Here is an 18,673-nt window from a genome sequence, read left to right as displayed (position 1 = left end):
GGGGCCCGAAGAAAGCGTGGTAACGACACGCTTTCTTCATTTTACATAAGTGGTGTTTGCTGAGGTTAATCTTTCTTCATAATTTAACTTTAGGGTTAATAATAATTGGTTAATTGGTTGTTATGGCTCTCTGTAACACAAACTTCTTCCCATCGGTTACATAGCTAACATTGAGCAGTTTTTCAAGTACTTCCATTATTTCAGGCAAACTTTGATTACTAAAATCAGCCTGTAACTTTGCTTCCGCAAGATCATGGTCCCCTGCAGGCAGCATAATGATCACATCAAATTGTTGTTGAAGCACACGAACTGCTTCTCTAAGCGAAACATCATTAAATGAAAGGCTGGTTTTTCCCCAAATTTTTAACGCCGAGTGCTTCTCTACAAGGCTAACTTCAAGTTTATCAGCCTTTTTTGCTGTTACCTGCCAAACCGCTTTTTGCTGAGGATGTAGCATAACATCTGCATTGCCTTTATTTCTATCAGCTATCGCGACAGATACTTTTCCGGTAACTACTGCTACTTCGGCACGAAGTGCATGTTCATTATCCTTTACACTAAAACTGGTTCCCCAAACTTTGGTGGACATGTGTGCTGTCCGGACAATAAACGGATGTGCGTGATCTTTTTTCACGTCAAAAAACGACTCGCCGGTGAGCGAAACAGTCCGGAACTGACGATTAAATGAGTGATCGTACGTAACTACTGTCCCCGGGTTGAGCCAGGCCGTACTACCATCGGGCAACGTTACTTTTTTTATCTTTTGCCCTGTATTTACAATCCTGATAACATCACTATTAACAGTTGACTTATTTACTGCCGATTGGTTATGCCATAAAAAGCCCACTGTAATAAAAATCAAAATACTGGCTGCTATTGCCGCCGCCCGGTAATAATTAAACTTTTTTACGCGGGGTTCGGACAACCGTATTTTTTCGCGTATTCCCAATATCAACCGGTCTTCTAATGCCTGCTTGGCCTCCGGTGAAAGCTGGTCATAAGCATCCGGTTCATTTTCCGTCGCATTAAACCAGTTAAGTACCGCCGCCTCTTCGTCAGCATTACATTTCCCTGCAAGGTATTTTTCAATCAGTTCCGGTAAAATAGGGTGCATGGTGTTAATATTGTCCTTTTAATAACTAAGACAGTTAAGACTTGTGTAACACCCAAAAGAATTTGATATTTTATTTAAAAAAAGTTCTCAGGCAGAGTAAGGAGTATATAATAGCAAATGTAAACAATTGATGAAGAGACAATCGCAGAAACCGAAGCGCCCGGTTCATATGATTTTCAACTGTTTTTTCGGTAATACCCAATTCGGCCGCAATCTGCTTATTAGATTTGTATTGTTTCCGGCTGAGTTCGTAAACCGTCCTGCATTTTTCGGGGAGTAAATGAAGATTGCGGTCAACCTCCTGCCCAATTTCTTTAACGATCAGAATTTCCTCAGGGGCGGTTTGCGGAACAGGCGCCACTAAACGCAAAACTTCGGTTGCCCTTTCGCGAAGCAGTTGCTTATGGATATGATTCAAAACCAAATTTCGTAAGGCAATGTACAGATATCCGCTCAGTGTCGACTTTATATACAATTGCCCGCGCTTGATCCATAAGTTCACAAACAGGTCCTGTACCAATTCTTCTGCTATTTCTGCTTCGCGGCACCTTTTTAGTGCAAATGAATATAAAGCCCCATGATACCGATAAAAAATTTCCGTAAAAGCCGCATGGTCAGAAAAATTTAACCGCTCAACCAACTCTTCATCGGTTAATGTTTTCCAATTGTTCATGCTGAAACTAAATTTAAAATTGGTTACAGGGCGAAAAAGCGCACCAGAATTCAAATCTAAAATAGTATTTTAATTTTTCATTAACATAATCCGACTTTCTTATGTACGAATCAGGCATTTTATTAAGGCTTTTATACAATTTTTATTTTTTATTAAATTGTTGATTAACTAGCAAAAAACCCTCCTGGTTGATCCTATTAGCCAATTTTGTTTGCATTCCTAACTATTTGATTATAATAACAAAGGTGGTCAAAGCTAAATTGGTGGGCAGTAGTCGATATGTTGGTTTATCCATTATGCGCATAATGCGCATATACAAATCATCGGCTGGATAAAATCTCTTCGGTTATTCATATTCGGAGAACAACAACCATATACTAATAGACGCCGTTGTCTTAAGTTGACGCTCGCCGCTACTCGCTCCTCAAGCTTTTCACAGGATTAGCCAGTGCCGCTTGTACAGCTTTGTAGCCTACAGCTGTCCACGCAATCGCCACCGATGCTGCTATCGCTCCAATAAATATGTCCGGGCCGATAGTAATTCTATAAGTGTAATCCTGCAGCCATTTATGCATAAAATAGTAACCTATCGGAGCTGATATAGCAAACGCGATGACAATAAGTACTGTAAATTCTTTGGAGAACAGGTACACGATATGGCCTACAGTGGCCCCTAACGTTTTACGTATACCCATTTCTTTAGTGCGTTGTAAAGCCATAAACGATACCAGGCCATACAAGCCAAGGCACGAGATGAATATGGCTATACCTGCAAATATTTTATAAAGCGTGGCTAATTCATCCTCATTTCTATAAAAGTCAGCGATTGTTTTGTCGAGGAATTGATATTCATATACGCCTTCCGGGAAAGTTTTGTTCCATAGGCTTTCAATACCGCTAAGAGTTTGCCTTACGTTTTGAGGTTGGATTTTGATATTCAACTTGGAATACTGCCTCTTCCACGGGCCCATCAATACAGGCGGGATAGCATTACGCAGCGAAGCCACATTATAATCTTTGACCACGCCAGTAATCTGCGCATTTAATTTTTTATCATCCCAGAGCATAATATATTTGCCTATGGCTTGTTTTGGATCAGTAATACCCAGTTTATGTATCAAAGTTTCATTAACAACATAGCCTGATATGGTATCTGTTTTTTTGTATGGACTACCGGCCAAAAATTGAATATCATATAACCTGAAATAATCAGCGTCGGCCCATTTCAGGCAGGCAGCAAAGTCCACCTGTTTAGGTGAATTATTGAATTTAAAATCGCTAAACCAACCACTATTATCAGACGGGCCGTATAGGCTTACACTTACATCTTTTATACCTGATTGCTGTAAAAGCTGGTCTTTTAGCGCACCTACTCTTGCCCGACTGACGCTATCGCCGGGGAAGGGAACAGTAATTACAGCATCTTTATTAAACCCAAGCGATTTTTTCCTAAAATAATTCATCTGGTAGATGAGCACCAGGGTACCGATCACCAGGAACTGTGCTATGCAGAATTGCGCCACCACTAACACCCGGCGTAACGAAATTCCGCTTGCGCGGCCGGCGTTGATCTTATTTCTTAATGCCCCTATTGGGTTAAATCCTGATAAAACCAGTGCCGGATAGAACCCGGCTAAAAAAGTAACCCCGATAACCACACCTGCTAAAAACAAGATCACCATTGGATCTCCCAGGAAACTCCCGCTCAGCCGGATCTCGAGCAGGTTATTCAACATCGGTAATACCACAAGCGAGATTATCGAGGCCAGTATAACCGCGAATAAAGTAATGATCAGGGTCTCGCTGATGAATTGAATGACTAATTGATAGCGGTTACTACCCAAAACCTTACGTATACCCACCTCTTTTGAGCGGTTTACAGCCTGGGCAGTAGCCAGGTTGATAAAGTTAACACAGGCAATAATGAGCAAAAATAAACCGATCAAACTGATAACACTGATCAGTTGCTTACTGAACGGGTGGCCGCTGTATACACCTACCTCGGTATTATAATGCATGTCTTTTAATGCCTGTAGTTGAAAGATCTCGTTTTTATTATAAGGTGCCGGCACATGCTTTTTTGCGAACACCGCCAGCTCGGCATTAAACTGTTTTTCGATCATACCGGGGGGCAAAATAATATAGCAATTCCTATCGCCGAAGGTACTTACCCAATCCTGTGCATTGCCGCTGAGGTCGCCTCCTTTTTCAATGAGCGTTAGCCAGGAAACGGCAAGCTTCATTGGGAAATCAGTATTAACCGGGGTGTTCTCAAAGATCCCGGTCACTTTAAGATCGCGTTTGTTTTCGTACCTTATTGTTTTCCCCATCGCCTTATGCCAGTCGCCGAAAAACTTGTCTGCTTCATCACGGGATAGTGCAATGGTTTTAGGTTCGGCTAAAGCTGAGTTTTTATCTCCCGCCAGCCATTTGAAATCAAACATCTGGAAAAAACCAGGATCAGCATAATAAGCCAGATCTTCTTTAAATTTTTTCAATGGAACCCCATTACGCCCATCACCTATAGTATAATGCGAGCCGTCATTCTTCATAATGTTAGCCAGCTGCTTTATTTGCGGAAAATCAAGCTTCAATCCTTCAATTAGCGGCAGTGGCGTCCCTTGGCCGGCATGCGTTCCGTCAGGGCCGCTGCTCACCGTAACAATACGATAGATCCGGTCTTTATTGGCATGAAAACTGTCGAAACTGGTTTCATATTGAACAATTAGGAATATGAGCAGGCAGGCTGCTATCCCTATTGCCAAACCGGTAATATTAATAGTAGCATAACTTTTATTGCGTATCAGGTTACGCCAGGCAATTTTGAAGTAATTTTTAAACATAACGTTTCGATTTGGTTTCTTAACGGTCCAGCCGGGTGCTGTTTCCTGGTTTAAAATTACCGGCGTAAAATGGGCTTGGCGTTCCAAGTTATAATATGGTCGCTCTTTTTTCAGTTCAAGTTTATATTCGACCGGACTTTTACCTGTCATTTGTTTAAAAGTGCGGTTAAAGGTGGTTTTTGAGTTAAATCCTGATTCGAAGGCTATGCCGAGTAGGGTCAAATGATCATAAGCCGGATCCTGCATTTTCCGGACCACTCCGGCAACCCGATACTCATTAATGAAATCATTAAAGCTTTTTTTGAGCACTGTATTAATGATCCGGGACAATTCATTGGGATGCAGGTCGAGTTTTTCGGCCAGCGAACGTAAATTAAGTTCCGGATCCTGGTAATACAGGTTGGCTTTCATGACTTTCTTCAGCCAGGTACCCTTTTGCTTTGACTCTCCCGGTAACGCCGCTTTAAAAACCCGCGGAGCAACCAAGTGTAAGCCAACCTCCGGCCTTAAAAAAGCGACAGCCGCCATCCGGATGGTCAATATCGCTAAAATGAGATACAGGGGGTAGTAAGCCTGCATTCCTAATTGATTATGGTAATAAAAGTGGTTTGTGACCGCAAGGAGCATCCAGCACAGCCACAAGATGCCGAAACCGGTTAGCGAACGTTGCAGCCATCTCATTTCGTGCCGGTACCGATCTCCCCCAGTAAATTTAATACTCCGGTAAAAGTTTGCCATCAGCTTGTGGGAGGCATACAGATAAATAATGACGGAAATAAACGCAAGCAGTTGAAATGCGGGGTTCAGCCGGTGAAAGGTCAGTGTATCATAAGCGGCTTTGCCTGTTTTAATACTATCGTTAATTTCCAATAGCTGAGTGCACAGTTCGAGCAACAACGGAATAAAATGCTGTAAATCTCTAAATCTGAATTTATACTTCGGCCGGGTTATTTTAAGTACATAAAAGAAAATCAGGGGGCCAAACCCAAGCGAAAATTGCAGCGGTAACCGGCTCCAATAAGGGATATAAGTTGCCAGTTGAATGTCAATGGCTAATATGCGGGCCATGTGCAAAACAACAACGATCAAAGCCAGGGCGAAAAACCGGTTAGCGGCGTTGTTTATCCTTTTAGTGAACCATAAAAGCAAAGCAAAGCCCATCCCGATGAAAATAGCTCCCAAAAAGGCCAGGTCGTAGGCGTTGATATGGAATATATAGGTATTCAATTACTTCAAATGGCGCAATCCCTGTTCCAAATTTACAACATATTGATACACAAAAACTTACCGACTTGTTTATATATTTAGTGTAACACAACCGAACATATGGTTGTTCGGTTATAGCGATTCGTATTTGAGCTTAATAGCCCCAGTCTGGCATATGCTGTATTATAAATAGCATTAAACAACAACGGGATGATAAAAACAGCGACAGGGGGGTGTGCTTAAAGTAGTCAAAATACATTTTGATTGTTGGCCCTGATGACTGATGTACTTATCTCATTTGGGTGAAAGACCTAATTGTTTAAACACCTGCGTAACAGCATCCGCAATGATAACGTTGCCTTTATCTGAAGGGTGCAACCCATCATAAGTAAGATTGACTGCGGCCGGCGGATAAGGATATTCGTCGTTTTTAGGATCAAAAGGTATTCCGACCGACTGGGGATAAATATAATTCCTGTACATGCCGTTTTTGGGGTCCTTTAATCGTTTAAATCTTACCAGGTCCTCCATTTTAAGCAAGGGATGGTGATAAAGGTCTACTACAGGAACCTGCTCATACCGTCCGATAGCAATTACGGCATTTGCGAAATCCTCCAGCGATTGTCCGTTCTTTTCCTGATAGGAACCAAACGCATTATTATTAGCATCGGAGATATAAACAAAATCATTACGCTGCATAGGCGTGATCAGTACGATCTTTGCCTCCGGGTTCAACTGACGGATTTTGTCGATAATGATCCGGAATGAACCATATGCGGTTGTATTTCCGGTGCCTTGCACATAATCGTCAATCTTTCCGACAGGCCTTCCCTGCCACCAGTCGTTGGTACCCAGGAAAACGGAATAAATGTCGGCCTTAACCAAACCGAGGCGGTCAATATTCCCGGCAATGCCACCGGATGTCCAGCCGTTATGGCCCTGGTTAATATACCGCAGGTTGGGTAACAACTCCGTCACGCGCGTCAGGTACCCTTTTTTTACCCTGTTTCCGGTTTCGTCAGGATGATCGTTCAGGTAAGTGATCGAGTCGCCTATGGCAACCCATGTCAATTCTTTTTCTTTAAATGAACATAAGATAAGAACGCTAAATAATACTACAAGATACTTTTTCATGTTTTAAATAAAGGTTCCCGGGTTTGGTACTCAATTTTGTATTTAATAAACCTACACAAATCCCGGCCAGGTTTCGCATAGTTTTTTGCGCTTTTATAAGCCGCCGAACCGGAAACCCTGAAAACACTTCAGGGGCTCTTCAATAATTTCGGCGAATATCTTGTATCAGCTTATTAATTTCCCAGGTGTCGCTGGTATACCGGCAGATCTTTTATTGATCGGCCAGTAATAACACAACACGCTGGTCTTGTGGCCTGATGCGGTATAAACAGCCATTAGTGGCTTTTTCCAGGGTGCCCTGCTGCATAGCAAGCCGGTAGGTATGGCCATCAAATTCATACAGGGCGCTGTTGCCTGTCAATTGTTTAAACGGGGTTTTAGCGCCTTCAGCAATGCACAAGTCCAGGGACCAGTCGCCGGCCGGATGGTTCTTCGCTGTGATGGTCAGGGATTTCTCGCTCATATTGATTTCGAAATAACCTTTACCAACAGGCCATGAAGCATGGGCCGTCGTCGTATTCAGATTTGTGAAAACAGGATCTCCTCCCTGAACCGGCACCTCCCCGCCCCCGTCGTTCATCATCAGGCGAAAGCCCTCAGGTTTGCCGCGCTTTCCCCATTGAAAACCATCTGCCAGCGGGAGCGTGTAAAAGAAACTTTGATTAACGGTAGTAACGTTATTCAGGTATTTATCCGGCACGGTTTCGTTAAACAGGTGGATATCGGTTATCCGCAACGTACCATTTTCCCAAAGCAGGTTGGTCCTGTAAAACCTGCTGTTATACCAAACGGTTTTCTTATCGCTGTTTTCCAGGTCCCTGCTTACCGTAAAGGTTGTCGCCGGGGTTACCTTGTAGGTACGTTTAAACCATTCGCCCGACTGTGCCATGGTTTCTACGCGAACCTTGCCCTGTTTGCGGAGACGGGCAATAACCGGCATCTGCCATTCCAGCCCTTTTTTCATGGCATCCCAGGTGAATGAATTTTCCTGCCCAGCCTGCGTATAATTGTAACCGAGCGAGGAATCGTTGGCAAAAGTTTGTAAAAACCAGTTGATCCACTGCTCATTTCCGCCAGCATGGGGATAAACAGGCTCAAGCGTGGTTACCGAACTGCCATCGGCGTATTGCCGTATAGGGTCGCTGCCCAGCATCCTGAATACCGGCACGGGCAACTGCTTATCTGCATGCTGGGCAGGCATATAAGCGTTTAAACGGCTCGGGTAATACGCCTGGTTCCAGTAACCGCCCCAAAGGGTGAAACCGTCGGTTCCTACCTGGTCTTTACAGTTGGCAGAGGCAACAATCTTATATTTATCATACATGTAATTCAACGAATGAGCGTCGATGACCCATGAAGCGATGGATTTGGGATAATACCCGAATATGCTTTTAAAATCGGCAAAATAAACGTCGATGATCTTTTCACGTTCGGCAGGCGTGTAACCCACAGAAAAACCGATGTCTGAATGCCAGTCCCAGGCATATTTTCCCCGCCATTTGATCCCGGCTTTTTCAATCAGCGGTTGCGGCAACTCCCACCATCCCCCAATCTCAAACTCATCTTTCGGAAGCGTTTTCAGCAATTCCTGGTAGCGCTTATCGATCAGGGCATCGTACTGTAACAAAAAAGTTCCGCCCAGGTGATATTGCTTCATCAGCGCAATCTGATTTACCACGGTCTGGTACAGGACATCTTTGGTGATACTCGCATCACGTGGTTCTATATCGCGGATGAAATTGACAATGTTAACGATTTTAGGCGTATGGCCTGGCTTTGTTTTTTTTTGAGCGAACAAAGGTGCGGTAACGACCGCCGCCATTACCGCTGAAGTGAAGATCAAAAGAGTTTTAAATCTCATAGACGATAGTGCTTTTATTTTCCGGGAACAGGTATCGATAGCTTTGCGCGCGGATGAACAAGTATTCCGTTTGGCTGGTTTATAGCGATATAATCGCTAAGTTATCATAATTCGATTTCTTCAAATAGCCTGCTAAGATATATAATGCGTATCCGTAACCGTCCCCAACTGTCTGTCGGAGCAAACCCGGTCGATTAACCGTACTGGCTGCTTTACATACCGCAGGAAAATGAAAAACGACAACTATCAAAAACTCCGCAGATTTTGCCTCTCACTTGAACCGCGCAAAATAATACACTGTCCGGATCAGTTGCTCCCGGTTTGCAGCATAATAGATAGGCATAAGGCAAGGTAATTATCGATTCAGGCTTAAGCTTGATTTGATTGCTGTCAGTTCTCCTAAAAGGCGCGTTTCTTTTACCATATCTTCCATGCCCAGCTCTTTGACTATCCTTGCGATCTCCAGGTTGAGGGTGGCGATTTCCGTAGGACGATGTTCATTGATGTCCTGCAGGGTAGATATCAATTGTCCATCGGATGAGCGGCTGATGGCAAGCAATGTCCCGGTTACCTCTTCCTCCGGAAGGGAGACGCCACAAACGTTAGCTACCTGGATACACTCTTTAATTATTCGTTTTCCGATTGCCAGCGCTTCATTATTACGGTGAAAAATACCGTTATCAATGTTCAGCAAAGCGCACACAGAGTTGAACACGCAGTTGACGATCACTTTTTTCCAGATCACTGCCTGGATGTCTGATTCTGGTTTAAAGGAAAATGCAGGACTGTTTATTTCTGATACGACTGCTGCAAGACTTTCCTCATTGCCATTGACCACCCCTACCGAGCAGGTTGCTACCGGCTTGAACCGGATCACGTTATCGGCGGTAAACTGGCCCGTCACAAACAACACGCAACGATATAACTGCGTAAAACCAAGCATAATAAATGGCTGCTCCACATTCAGGCCATTCTGCAAAAGCACAACTGGATAATGGACTCCTTTCAAAGTTAACTTCGCTGCTAACTCGCTATTGGCAAATGATTTGGCGGTGATGATAACGATACCATCAATCGTTTTTATTTGACTGAAAGTTTTTACATCAATGTTTTCACTTACTTCTGATCCGTCTGGCAAGTTAATCCTGATCCTTTCAGATGTGCCCGGCAAGCCATCAACAGTTCCACGGATCAACAGCACATTCTTACCGGCATGCTTTAATATAACCGCGAGCGTGCGGCCAATGACGCCCGCTCCGGCAATATAAATCGTTTTCATATCTGCTTTGTTTCCAGGTTATCGCTTGCAATAAACCACGAGGGAAGCTTTAGCCAGGGCCGCTTTGTTAAGCAGGTATCCTGATAAAGCAGCCGGCGTGCCAGTTGCAATACCCAATTTATCTGTATTCAACGCGTAAACCGTGATGATGTAACGATGCGGTGCTTCTCCTTCACCAGGGCAGGGCCCCTGGTACCCGGCGGCGCCCGTGTCATTAATGCTTTGCAAACTACCGGCCGGCGCCGCGCTGACTTTTGGGTCACCTGCTCCACGTTTCAGTTCCGTAACAACCGGGGGGATATTGACAATCACCCAATGCCAGAACCCGCTCCCTGTGGGGGCATCAGCGTCATACATGGTAATCGCGAAGCTTTTTGTACCTGCAGGTGCATTTGACCAGCCGAGCTGCGGCGAATGATTTTGTCCGTTGCAGCCAAAGTTGCCGGCCACAAATTCATTGGTGAACTGACCGCCAAGGTCTGCACTTTTAAGGGTGAATGTCTGTGCAGATGAGCAGTAATAACTGATTGCAAAAGCGCAAAAGAGGATAAACTTTTTCATGCCTCAAATATGCCTGCGTATTGCATAAGGCAATTGTTGCTGAAAGTTCAGAATATAATGAGAAAAGCTCAAATTATGGCGTTTTACGGTAGTTCGCTGGAGTTACGCCATATTTCCTTTTGAAAGCCGTGTTGAAATTGGACACGTGCTGATAACCGTAGTCCAGGTATAGCTCGCTGGCCGACTTGCCTTTTAGCAGTTCGGTACATGCCATTTCCAGTTTCCGCTCCCGGATGTATTTTTGAGGAGCTACCCCGTAATCTCTTTCGAAGTCACGCTTAAATGACGAGACGCTCCGGTTACTCAGAAAGGCAAGTTCATCAAGTGTAAGGCTGCCCAACAGGTTATTTTCAACAACGGTCTTTAGAGATATATCTGCAGGGTTGCCGAACATGCCGGTCAAAAGTTCGGGCCCCAACTCATGCAAAGCGGTTAGCAACTCAGTAAGTTTGAGTAAGGCCATTTCATAAGAAAGGTTTTGCCTGCCGGCGATCAGGGATTTTATGTTGCGTACATACTCATTGATATAAGTGTTGGTCTTGAAATAAATATACGGCGCATCACCGGCGCTGGCTCCCCCCTTGCCGGGACGGCTTACCGTGAATTCCTGCCCGATGCTGCGCGGAAAAAAGACAATTACACTACCATAGGGCTCGGCATTATTGCTGTGCTCGGCAATAATTGAATTGCCCTCAGGTATCAGCATGCCGTAGCCCGGAGTAAGAATAGTGTTTTCAGCGGCGCGATAGATCTGTTTTTGACCGTTTTGTACAAAGCTGACCGCGCACCGGCTAAAAAAAACGCGCGTACGGAAAGCGCTGCCTTTATCATGATAATCCACGAAAGTGATCTCACCAGCCGAAGTGTGGGAATGGTGACGTGTAACTTCCGGTACTTTTATGATTTCCATGCTGTTTTTTGGAACAAATAAACCGCAAAATACGCTCAATCCAAAATGGGTGCGGACAAAAAACCGCGGTTCATGGGCTAAAACCTTGACTTTTCCCTGATACCTAACCAGCGATTCATTCCTTAGATTTGTTGTTAGTATGAAGAAAATTGGCTTTTTATCATTCGGACACTGGTCCGACCACCCTGCATATAAAACGCGTACCGCGGCTGATACCTTGCTGCAGTCTATTGATCTGGCGGTTGCTGCCGAAGAAATTGGCCTTGACGGCGCTTATTTCCGTGTCCATCATTTCGCGTCTCAACTGGCATCTCCCTTTCCTTTGCTATCGGCTATCGGTGCAAAAACAAGTCGGATTGAGATCGGCACAGGCGTTATCGATATGCGGTATGAGAACCCGCTTTATATGGTTGAAGACGCCGGTGCCGCCGATCTGATCTCGGGCGGACGGTTACAACTGGGCATCAGCCGCGGTTCTCCGGAACAGGTGATCGAGGGCTGGCGTTATTTTGGATATGAGCCTGCCGAGGGCGAAAACGACGCGGATATGGGGCGAAAAAAAGCGCTGGTGTTTTTGGATAAGTTAAAAGGTGTTGGTTTCGCCGAGCCAAACCCCTACCCTATGTTTCCAAATCCACCGGGCTTGTTACGTTTGGAGCCCTACTCAAAAGGACTGCGGGAACGCATTTGGTGGGGCGCCGCTTCTAACGCCACGGCCGTTTGGGCAGCCGAACAGGGAATGCATCTGCAAAGTTCCACATTAAAGTTTGATGAAAGCGGCAAGCCTTTCCATGTGCAGCAGGCCGAGCAAATCAGGGTGTATAAAGAGGCGTGGAAGAAGGCCGGTCATGATCGCGAGCCAAGGGTGTCAGTAAGCCGTTCTATTTTTGCATTGGTAAACGACCATGACAGGCTTTATTTTGGCCAGCAAGGGAAAGGAGCAGACAGTTTCGGTTATATAGAGGCGGACAAGCGGGCGGTCTTCGGCAGAAGTTATGCCGCTGAACCAGACCGGCTGATCGCCGAACTATCAAAAGATGAAGCCATCCAGGAAGCAGATACGGTGCTTTTGACGATACCTAACACCTTAGGTGTTGATTACAATGTGCATGTGCTGTCTTCAATCCTAGAGCATGTGGCTCCCGGGCTGGGTTGGCGTTAAAACACTTGATAAGCGCATGCGGAATGCAGCCATCCTGACGGTAGGCGCCTATGATTCGCGCTTCGAAGTGTAGGCCCATGAGATCATGGCGGCGGCTTTCGGCATACCTGCAGATGTGATAGCTCCCCCGCTGCCGGTGGCAGGCATATGCTTTACTGAACAAGATGCTTTCGCCAACAATGTCGCGAAGGCACTTGTTTACGGTCGGATCATTCCTGCCTCAATTATCCAAACCTTGCTACCTAAAACTGATAAATATCATCTTTATCATTGATTTCTTGCAGGTAAAGCGGCCTGTAATGGCGGATATATTTGCATGTGCCAACACAATACCCATTTTCAGCATTTCCCGACCGGTCCGAAGAACAGCAGCGTGCGACGACACTTTTTAAGAAAAAAAATCCCAATGATTGTTTTTTTCGCAATGATGCGGAATTTGACTGGCTTTACCCAGAGCATTTGCAGTCGTTATCACAAAAACAATGGACGCCTATTGCCATCGCCAAAAAGGCCGCCGAATATTTAGCAGTAAAAGGCGCCAAAGTACTGGATGTTGGTAGCGGCATAGGAAAATTTTGCTTAACCGCGGCGCATTTTTATCCTGATTCTTTTTATTTCGGGGTTGAACAGCGGCATGAACTGGTGCATTACGCTCAAACCACACAAAAATACCTGGATCTTAATAATGTCAGTTTCATACATGCCAATATCACCCAGGTTAACTTTCATCAATTTGATCATTTCTATTTCTATAATTCTTTCTTTGAAAATTTAGACCAGGAGAACGCTATTGATGACCATATAGAGACGTCTTACGGCCTCTACGCCTATTATTCACGGTATTTAAAATCGATGTTGAATGATAAACCGTCGGGTACCAGAGTAGTGACCTATCAGAGTTTCGGAGAAATTATTCCGATAGATTACAGCATGAAAGATCTCGCTTATGATTCCTTACTTCAGCTGTGGGTCAAAGATTAATTACGATTTAACTTAAACACATGAATAACATACAGTTCCCTTTTTTATGTATAGTGATACAATAAGCATTTCTTATTTCCGCAAAGACGCGGCTTTCGATACTTTGTATCCGATACACATCCGGGAACTATCACAAATGCACTGGACTGGCCTGGACATTTCGCTCGAAGCCAGCAATTTCCTCGCAGCCCCAGGCGCCAGAATCCTGGATATCGGCAGCGGTGTCGGTAAATTTTGTATCGCGTCGGGCGTTTATCATCCGGAGGCTATCTTTTATGGCATTGAGCAACGGGAAGAGCTGTTCAATTATGCAGAATCAGCCAAAGCGCAGATCGGTGTACCCAATGTGCAGTTTATGCAAGGTAACCTCACTAACCTGGACTACGACCTGTTTGATCATTTTTATTTCTTCAATCCTTTTTATGAAAATATAGAACCAAGCATCCGGATCGATTATAACGTCAATACCTCGTTTGATCTGTATAACTACTATACTTTGTTCATTTACGAAATGCTGAACAAAAGACCGGCCGGTACCCGGTTGGTTACTTTCCATGCACCGGAAAAACAGATTCCGGTCAGTTATCAATTAATGAACAATTCCTATAGCCGGGTGCTGAAAATGTGGATCAAGAAGTAAAAGAGCCGGTTCAGCCTTGCTATAGAAAACATTCAAATCAGGCCTGATAAACGCGGCAATCTTTATTAAATAATAATTGAACGATAAAAAATAAAAATCATGAATTACCCCGAACATTTATTTTATACCAAAGACCATGAATGGATCAGCTTCGAGCAAGACCATGCATTGATCGGTATTACCGATTTTGCACAAAAGGAATTAGGTGATATCGTTTATGTTGATATCCCATGCCTGAACAAGATCATTGCTAAAGAGGCCATATTTGGCACAGTTGAAGCGGTAAAAACAGTATCAGACCTTTTTATGCCGGTAAATGGTAAAGTAATAGCGGTTAATCCTTTGCTTGAAACTAACCCCGAACTGGTGAACCAGGACCCTTATGGATGCTGGATGATCAAAGTGCTGGTAAGCTTAGCAGACGACCGCGAGTCGCTGTTGACGGCAGAACAATACCTGGCACAGATCGGAGGTAACTAATCCTCTGCGTTGATACCATTTTGACGGTATTAAGCCAAATATTTAACCTTACTGGCTAAAAAACAAAATCAAACACATTATTTATTTAACACAAAACACAATGGAAAAATTTAAAGCGGCAAAAGATTTGATAGATGCCATAGAGAAAGACATGTTCAGCTTTTACGAAAAAGGCAACAAAGCTGCAGGAACCAGGGTTAGAAATGCTATGCAGCAATTAAAAGTTATGGCAACAGATATCCGTAAAGAAATAACAGAAAAGAAAAGCAATCAACAATAGTTTAAGAACTGTTTTGGGAAAATAAACCTGGTCAACCTTTGACTTGGTTTATTTTATCAATAACAGCCTGACAAATCATTCTTTTTGATATATGATCGGATTTCCTTTACGTGTTACTTATCAGCAGCATGATTTTATTTATTATATCATTGCTGCCCCGAGTAAAAAGAACCATACCCTCGAGATTCTTTTAGATGCTAAAAGCTACACCTTTATTCTGAGTTTAAATAAACTATGGATCGAAAAAGATCCGGATAAAGATCGCCCTCTTGATCAGGGATTGGTGCTGGCCATAAGCAGAGCGGTGACCTTGCGTTACCCTATTTAATACCAGCATTATAACAGATCAAAGCCTTTATTAACCTGCATAGGATTTTTTTGAGGGATCGGTATCCGATAAAACTTCATCTGCCCGTTTTAATGCTTTTTCAAATGTGTCCCGGACATTGCCTTTCCCGATTTGAAATAATAAACGCGTCTTTTTTAACGCTCCTGTTACCTGTTCGCTGTTTGCCTCCGACAGGATAAGTTTAGTTCCTTTCTTTTTTATTTCCTGATGAACATCCCTTAATACCCTGATACCGGTTGCATCAATGACGGGTACATTCCCCATCCGGATAATCAATACCCGGGCGGGTTTTTCCAGCACTTTCATTGTGTCTTTAAATTTATAGGCCGCACCAAAGAACAAAGGGCCATTGATCTCAAAAACGTCAACCCCTTTGGGGATAGCTGACTGGTTAAATTCATCATCAGATAATTGATCTGGAGACAAAATAGTTTGCTGTACCGAACTGGACTGCATCATTTTACGCATAAAAAGAAAAGCGGCAACAATTATCCCAATTTCAATAGCTACGGTCAGGTCTACCAATACGGTGAGGCCGAAAGTGATCAACAAAACGGAAGCATCACTTTTTGAGCCTTTAAATACGTCTATAAAATTCCCCAGTTCACTCATATTCCAGGCTACCACCACCAATATACCTGCAAGTGTTGCCATGGGGATCAACGCTGCCCATTGGCCTATAAAAAGCATAATAAGAAGTAAGGTAATGGCATGTATGATCCCAGCTACGGGTGTACTTCCGCCATTTTTTATATTGGTAGCCGTTCTTGCTATTGCGCCGGTGGCCGGAATTCCCCCTAAAACAGATGAACAGATATTGGCCACTCCCTGTGCAATGAGCTCTGTATTAGACCGGTGATTTCCGCCGGTCATGCCATCTGCCACAACGGCTGATAATAAAGACTCAATGCTGCACAACAAAGCGATGGTAAAGGCAGGCCTGATCAATTGCCTGATGGTTTCCAGGCTTACATCTGGCATAACCGGGTGCGGTAAAGCAGCAGTGATCACTCCAAAACGGCTGCCAATAGTTTCTACGGGAAGATGAAAATACCGGACAAGCAGTGTGCTTATGACAATTGCGATCAGCGAACCGGGAACTTTCCGGGTTACCCTGGGCCACAGCAAAACAACCAGTAAGGTAAAAACCCCGATAAACAAGGCATAAAGGTTCAGTGAAGACAGGTGCCGGCTATAGCCGATCCATTTACTGATAAAATCAGCAGGGACATTTCCCATTTTCAACCCCAAAAAGTCTTTAACTTCTGAAGAAAAAATGATGACCGCGATCCCGGTGGTAAAACCAATGACCAGCGGATAGGGAATGTATTTGATAGTATTACCCAATTTAGCTACCCCCATAATAATCAAAATGATCCCGGCAATAAATGTGGCAATAACCAATCCGCTCACACCGAACTGCTGAACGATCCCGTAAACAACAACGATAAACGCGCCTGTAGGCCCTCCTATCTGTACCTTGCTGCCTCCCAATGCGGATATAATTGCCCCCGCAATGATAGCCGTAAAAATTCCTTTTTCGGGGGATACGCCTGAAGCAATGGCAAAAGCTATGGCCAGGGGCAAAGCAACAACACCTACAATTACTCCGGCAACAACATCTTTATAAAATTGCGCGGGGGTGTAACCTTTAAGGGTGTCAATCAGCTTGGGCCTGAACAAATTCATCATCTTGTTCATTATTGAAACCATTTAAATTTATTCCCATCCACCGGTATTTCAATATCAAGTTCGGGGTGATAATGGACCTTGGGAGATAACCAGTAAAGTAATATTACACGGGAATACCTGAAATTCAAAGGTGCAAGCAAGAACAAGCCACCGAGAATGGTGGTGAGATATAACCATGGCGAATCGTTATTTTGGGTTATCAGGAAAGTGGCGGCCCACAAGATGCCTCCCTCTGCTACGTTCATGGCGTAGCTGATATACATCGCCGTATAAAAATAGCCGGGCTCGATCTCGAAGATCATCTGACAATGCGGGCAATTCAGGTTGATCTTGTTGGAGCCAAAACGATATGTTGCTCCTTCGAACATATTGCCCCTGCGGCAACGCGGGCATTTTGCATGGAGCATTGCCCACGATTTTGATGTTCTTACCATTAATACAAAGCTATGCTTATAATAAAGGCCTGATATGGTATGACATCAGCAAACAAACTGATATTTATCAGTTTTAGACGGCAAGCCCGCGCCTGTACATGCTGTAAGGGTTTTTCCGGTCATACAGGTCATACCAGCCAATAACATCGGCTTCATTAAATTTATATATTTGTAATATGAGTTTATCCGGAATTTTTCCAATTGATAAGTGGGAATTCACAACACAATCTGTTCTTAATACACTTTCCGAAGAAGATTATAACTTTTTAATCTCCCGGCAAGGCGCGCAGAAATATCAAAAAGGAGAAATCATCTTCAAGGAAGGCATTGTACCTTCCGGTATCTATTTTATTCACCAGGGAAAAATAAAAAAATATAAAGTTGACCGGAATGGCCGGGAGCAGATCATATATGTAGCTAATAAAGGCGAATTAATAGGATATCACGCGATTTTGGCGGAAGAACGTTGCCCTGATTCTGCGGCTGCATTGGAAGACTGCCTGATCAGTTTTATCCCTAAAGAGGACTTTTTAACCATTCTGGACAGATCGCCACTTTTTATGCGGCGCTTATTAAAATCATTGAGCCATGAATTTAGTGTATTGGCCAATAGCATTTCCGTGATCTCTCAGAGAACAGCATCTGAACGCCTCGCTATTTCCCTGATCATTTTGAGAGAAAAATTTAAAGAGGACGGCTCAGGTGAAAAAGATGTTATTCTCAATATCTCAAGAATGGACCTGGCTGGCATGGCAGGGATAGCGCAGGAAAATGTGATCCGCCTATTAAAAGAATTTAAAGAGGAAGGCGTACTGGAAACCGACGGCCGGAAGATATGGATCAAAGACATTAAACGCTTAGTTAAAAAATCGAACTACGGATTTGGGAACCCGTAGTTACGCAGGCGCAATTGCATCAGCGGGGAATTAGTGACAATATCTTGTCAGTGTTCAATTTTTAAAAAACAGGTGTTCAATCAATTAAAATGCAATTTCACAACTAATTGATTATCAACAACAATTTGTTCAATTTAGGATTTATTAGATTTTAACTCAACCTTAAGTCACTGATTAT

General features: G+C 43.8%; 17 protein-coding genes. 7 read left to right on the top strand and 10 right to left on the bottom strand.

Translation table 11 applies throughout. The features are described from left to right. Nucleotides 1-109: 109 nt before the first annotated feature. From ABIC84_RS03565 to ABIC84_RS03530, 8 genes are all read right to left on the bottom strand, one after another. Nucleotides 110-1,114: a FecR family protein gene (locus ABIC84_RS03565; protein ID WP_429262682.1), complete on the bottom strand. Its 1,005-nt coding sequence runs from the start codon at nucleotides 1,112-1,114 to the stop codon at nucleotides 110-112. A gap of 70 nt (nucleotides 1,115-1,184) precedes the next feature. Then, a complete protein-coding gene (locus tag ABIC84_RS03560) occupies nucleotides 1,185-1,787 on the bottom strand; it encodes an RNA polymerase sigma-70 factor (RefSeq protein ID WP_426587347.1) in 603 nt (200 codons plus the stop codon). A gap of 413 nt (nucleotides 1,788-2,200) precedes the next feature. Beyond that, a complete protein-coding gene (locus tag ABIC84_RS03555) occupies nucleotides 2,201-5,857 on the bottom strand; it encodes an ABC transporter permease (RefSeq protein WP_429262681.1) in 3,657 nt (1,218 codons plus the stop codon). Nucleotides 5,858-6,130: 273 nt separating this feature from the next. After that, nucleotides 6,131-6,970, bottom strand: coding sequence for an SGNH/GDSL hydrolase family protein (locus ABIC84_RS03550; RefSeq protein ID WP_426587343.1), 840 nt, complete (start codon nucleotides 6,968-6,970; stop codon nucleotides 6,131-6,133). Nucleotides 6,971-7,181: 211 nt separating this feature from the next. Continuing rightward, on the bottom strand, nucleotides 7,182-8,831 hold the full coding sequence (locus tag ABIC84_RS03545) for a hypothetical protein (RefSeq protein WP_429262680.1): 1,650 nt from the start codon (nucleotides 8,829-8,831) through the stop codon (nucleotides 7,182-7,184). 355 nt (nucleotides 8,832-9,186) lie between these two features. Then, nucleotides 9,187-10,110, bottom strand: a complete 924-nt coding sequence (locus ABIC84_RS03540) for a ketopantoate reductase family protein (RefSeq protein WP_429262679.1) — start codon at nucleotides 10,108-10,110, stop codon at nucleotides 9,187-9,189. 18 nt (nucleotides 10,111-10,128) lie between these two features. Then, complete coding sequence (locus ABIC84_RS03535) at nucleotides 10,129-10,671, bottom strand: YbhB/YbcL family Raf kinase inhibitor-like protein (protein WP_373613551.1); 543 nt, start codon at nucleotides 10,669-10,671, stop codon at nucleotides 10,129-10,131. A gap of 73 nt (nucleotides 10,672-10,744) precedes the next feature. Further along, the gene (locus ABIC84_RS03530; RefSeq protein ID WP_429262678.1) at nucleotides 10,745-11,581 is read right to left on the bottom strand and encodes a helix-turn-helix domain-containing protein; all 837 of its coding nucleotides are present in this window, start codon (nucleotides 11,579-11,581) and stop codon (nucleotides 10,745-10,747) included. A 139-nt stretch (nucleotides 11,582-11,720) separates the two neighbouring features. Here ABIC84_RS03530 and ABIC84_RS03525 point away from each other — a divergent pair, with 139 nt between their 5' ends. The 6 genes from ABIC84_RS03525 to ABIC84_RS03500 all read left to right on the top strand — a co-directional run bounded on the left by ABIC84_RS03525 (nucleotide 11,721) and on the right by ABIC84_RS03500 (nucleotide 15,452). Continuing rightward, nucleotides 11,721-12,743, top strand: a complete 1,023-nt coding sequence (locus ABIC84_RS03525; RefSeq protein ID WP_429262677.1) for an LLM class flavin-dependent oxidoreductase — start codon at nucleotides 11,721-11,723, stop codon at nucleotides 12,741-12,743. 318 nt (nucleotides 12,744-13,061) lie between these two features. Then, a complete protein-coding gene (locus ABIC84_RS03520) occupies nucleotides 13,062-13,724 on the top strand; it encodes a class I SAM-dependent methyltransferase (RefSeq protein ID WP_175489963.1) in 663 nt (220 codons plus the stop codon). Nucleotides 13,725-13,770: 46 nt separating this feature from the next. After that, entirely contained in the window at nucleotides 13,771-14,364 is a 594-nt protein-coding gene (locus ABIC84_RS03515; protein ID WP_429262676.1) for a class I SAM-dependent methyltransferase, read from the top strand. A gap of 99 nt (nucleotides 14,365-14,463) precedes the next feature. Further along, nucleotides 14,464-14,844, top strand: coding sequence for a glycine cleavage system protein GcvH (gene gcvH / locus ABIC84_RS03510; RefSeq protein ID WP_129570020.1), 381 nt, complete (start codon nucleotides 14,464-14,466; stop codon nucleotides 14,842-14,844). A gap of 100 nt (nucleotides 14,845-14,944) precedes the next feature. Then, nucleotides 14,945-15,124 (top strand): histone H1, encoded by a 180-nt coding sequence (locus ABIC84_RS03505; protein ID WP_426587323.1) that lies wholly within the window; start codon nucleotides 14,945-14,947, stop codon nucleotides 15,122-15,124. Nucleotides 15,125-15,215: 91 nt separating this feature from the next. Beyond that, on the top strand, nucleotides 15,216-15,452 hold the full coding sequence (locus ABIC84_RS03500; RefSeq protein ID WP_426587321.1) for a hypothetical protein: 237 nt from the start codon (nucleotides 15,216-15,218) through the stop codon (nucleotides 15,450-15,452). Nucleotides 15,453-15,482: 30 nt separating this feature from the next. Here the strand turns inward: ABIC84_RS03500 and ABIC84_RS03495 are convergent, their stop codons facing one another. Together ABIC84_RS03495 and ABIC84_RS03490 are read right to left on the bottom strand one after the other, a co-directional pair. Continuing rightward, the gene (locus ABIC84_RS03495; RefSeq protein WP_429262675.1) at nucleotides 15,483-17,174 is read right to left on the bottom strand and encodes a SulP family inorganic anion transporter; all 1,692 of its coding nucleotides are present in this window, start codon (nucleotides 17,172-17,174) and stop codon (nucleotides 15,483-15,485) included. Beyond that, entirely contained in the window at nucleotides 17,174-17,599 is a 426-nt protein-coding gene (locus tag ABIC84_RS03490) for a DUF983 domain-containing protein (RefSeq protein WP_429262674.1), read from the bottom strand. Before ABIC84_RS03490 ends, ABIC84_RS03495 begins: the two co-directional genes overlap by 1 nt. A 176-nt stretch (nucleotides 17,600-17,775) precedes the next feature. On the opposite strand from ABIC84_RS03490, the gene ABIC84_RS03485 reads away from it, so the two are divergent. Beyond that, on the top strand, nucleotides 17,776-18,495 hold the full coding sequence (locus tag ABIC84_RS03485) for a Crp/Fnr family transcriptional regulator (protein WP_426587315.1): 720 nt from the start codon (nucleotides 17,776-17,778) through the stop codon (nucleotides 18,493-18,495). Nucleotides 18,496-18,673 lie beyond the last annotated feature (178 nt).

The sequence above is a fragment of the Mucilaginibacter sp. 3215 genome (assembly GCF_050433785.1).
Taxonomy (GTDB): domain Bacteria; phylum Bacteroidota; class Bacteroidia; order Sphingobacteriales; family Sphingobacteriaceae; genus Mucilaginibacter.
Note: the sequence above shows the minus strand (reverse complement) of the source record. Positions and strands in the feature narration are given on the sequence as shown.

Excerpts from the sequence above, each read along its gene's own strand:
- ABIC84_RS03500 (WP_426587321.1), top strand. The coding sequence starts at position 15,216 with ATGATCGGATTTCCTTTACGTGTTACTTATCAGCAGCATGATTTTATT.
- ABIC84_RS03540 (WP_429262679.1), bottom strand. The coding sequence starts at position 10,110 with ATGAAAACGATTTATATTGCCGGAGCGGGCGTCATTGGCCGCACGCTC.
- ABIC84_RS03530 (WP_429262678.1), bottom strand. The coding sequence starts at position 11,581 with ATGGAAATCATAAAAGTACCGGAAGTTACACGTCACCATTCCCACACT.
- ABIC84_RS03490 (WP_429262674.1), bottom strand. The coding sequence starts at position 17,599 with ATGGTAAGAACATCAAAATCGTGGGCAATGCTCCATGCAAAATGCCCG.
- ABIC84_RS03495 (WP_429262675.1), bottom strand. The coding sequence starts at position 17,174 with ATGAACAAGATGATGAATTTGTTCAGGCCCAAGCTGATTGACACCCTT.
- ABIC84_RS03545 (WP_429262680.1), bottom strand. The coding sequence starts at position 8,831 with ATGAGATTTAAAACTCTTTTGATCTTCACTTCAGCGGTAATGGCGGCG.
- ABIC84_RS03525 (WP_429262677.1), top strand. The coding sequence starts at position 11,721 with ATGAAGAAAATTGGCTTTTTATCATTCGGACACTGGTCCGACCACCCT.
- ABIC84_RS03515 (WP_429262676.1), top strand. The coding sequence starts at position 13,771 with ATGTATAGTGATACAATAAGCATTTCTTATTTCCGCAAAGACGCGGCT.
- gcvH (WP_129570020.1), top strand. The coding sequence starts at position 14,464 with ATGAATTACCCCGAACATTTATTTTATACCAAAGACCATGAATGGATC.
- ABIC84_RS03550 (WP_426587343.1), bottom strand. The coding sequence starts at position 6,970 with ATGAAAAAGTATCTTGTAGTATTATTTAGCGTTCTTATCTTATGTTCA.
- ABIC84_RS03565 (WP_429262682.1), bottom strand. The coding sequence starts at position 1,114 with ATGCACCCTATTTTACCGGAACTGATTGAAAAATACCTTGCAGGGAAA.
- ABIC84_RS03560 (WP_426587347.1), bottom strand. The coding sequence starts at position 1,787 with ATGAACAATTGGAAAACATTAACCGATGAAGAGTTGGTTGAGCGGTTA.
- ABIC84_RS03505 (WP_426587323.1), top strand. The coding sequence starts at position 14,945 with ATGGAAAAATTTAAAGCGGCAAAAGATTTGATAGATGCCATAGAGAAA.
- ABIC84_RS03485 (WP_426587315.1), top strand. The coding sequence starts at position 17,776 with ATGAGTTTATCCGGAATTTTTCCAATTGATAAGTGGGAATTCACAACA.
- ABIC84_RS03535 (WP_373613551.1), bottom strand. The coding sequence starts at position 10,671 with ATGAAAAAGTTTATCCTCTTTTGCGCTTTTGCAATCAGTTATTACTGC.